This is a genomic window from Mesorhizobium sp. M7A.F.Ca.CA.004.12.1.1 (assembly GCF_003997835.1).
Classification (GTDB): domain Bacteria; phylum Pseudomonadota; class Alphaproteobacteria; order Rhizobiales; family Rhizobiaceae; genus Mesorhizobium.
Map to the genome: position 1 here is coordinate 1 of NZ_RZRK01001094.1, position 1577 is coordinate 1577.

Consider the following 1577-nt stretch of genomic DNA (forward strand, 5'->3'; position numbering starts at 1 on the left):
GAGGACAAGATATCCTCGACGCCGGCACGTACGGCGCCGGCGTCGAGGATATCTTGTCCTCCGGCAACTGGGCGGCGCGCGAAGAAATCGGCCGCGCCTATCTCGACGCCACATCGCACGCCTATGGCGGCGCAGAAGGCGAAGGCATCTCGGTGCCCGGCGCCTTCGAAACCCGCATCGCCGAGGCCGATCTTCTCGTCCACACCGGCGACGACCCCGGCCGCGACATCCTCGAAGGCTCCGCCGACGTCGCCTTCATCGGCGGCTTTTCCGCAGCCCTTGCGGCGCTCGGCAGGAATGCCGACGTCATCGTGCTCGACACCACGGACCCGCAAAAGCCCAAGCCGCGTTCGCTCAGTGAGGCCGTATCGCGGGTGGTGCGCGCCCGTGCCGTCAATCCTCGCTTCATATCGGGACAGATGCGCCACGGCCCGCGTGGCGCCTCCGAATTTGCCGAAACCGTCGACCGCCTGGTCGGCTTCGCCGAAACCACGCACGCCATTTCGGGCACGCTGATCGAGGCAGTGCACGATGCCTATCTCGGCGATCCCATGGTCCGCGCCTTCATCCTGCGCGAGAACCCCGCCGCTGCCAAGGTCATCGCCCAGCGCTTCCTGTCGGCGCGCCGGCGTGGCCTCTGGCATCCCCTGCGCAACTCCGTCGATGACGATCTCACCGCCCTGATTGCCGAAGCAGAAGCGCTTGGGGTGGCGGCATGAACGCCTTCTCACGCCGCGGCGCCTGCCCGGCCTTGTCGGCGCCGATGCAGACCGGCGACGGGCTTTTGGTGCGGCTCAATCCGGTTGCTGGAGGCCCGTCTTCTGGAGGTCCGACTTCTGGAGGCCCGACTTCTGGAGGATTGTCGCCGAAGCTTTTGATCGGGTTAGCCGAATCCGCCTTGCGGCATGGCAATGGCATCATGGAAGTCACCGCGCGCGGCAGTCTGCAGATACGTGGGCTGACGACGGACAGCGCGATGCTGCTGGCGGCGGAGGTCGATGCGCTTGATATCGCGGTGCGCACCGGCGTGCCAGTCGAGACCGGCCCGCTGGCTGGCATCGATCCGCAAGAGATTGCCGATCCCCGGCCACTGGCTGAACGGATCAGGGCTGCAATCGAAGAAGCTGGGCTTGCGCAACGGTTGGGGCCGAAGGTTTCGGTGATTGTCGATGGCGGTGGGCAACTTGGGCTGGATTCGGTGACGGCCGATGTTCGGCTTGCTGCAACGCGCAGTGGTGCGAGAATCCAATGGCAGGTGTCTGTCGCGGGTGACGGGCAGAATGCGAAGCCGCTAGCGTTTGCTGATGAAGGTGCGGCTCGCGACATCGCCGTCGCGGCTCTAAGAATGATTGCCGAAAAAGGCCGTGAGGCCCACGCAAGGGATCTGTCGGAGAGACAATTGGCTTCTCTCGCAGGCTGGCATTCTACGGCGCCCCCCTCTGTCCTGCCGGACATCTCCCCCTCCAGGGGGGAGATTGGCAGCTTCACCGCAGGCTCCCCTCTTGCAGCATCGACAGTTGGCGAACGCGGCTCTCCAAGCGCAATCTCCCCCCTGGAGGGGGAGATTGCGCTTGGAG

Annotated in this window: 2 protein-coding genes; both read left to right on the plus strand. The window is 65.5% G+C overall.

Annotated features, from left to right (window positions below):
- The coding region (locus tag EN984_RS33970; RefSeq protein ID WP_206517551.1) for a cobaltochelatase subunit CobN at nt 1-719 on the plus strand (719 nt) is incomplete at its 5' end.
- Nucleotides 716-1577, plus strand: an 862-nt coding sequence (gene cobG / locus EN984_RS33975) for a precorrin-3B synthase (protein WP_127384326.1), incomplete at its 3' end; no start/stop codon positions are given. The genes EN984_RS33970 and cobG, both read left to right, overlap by 4 nt.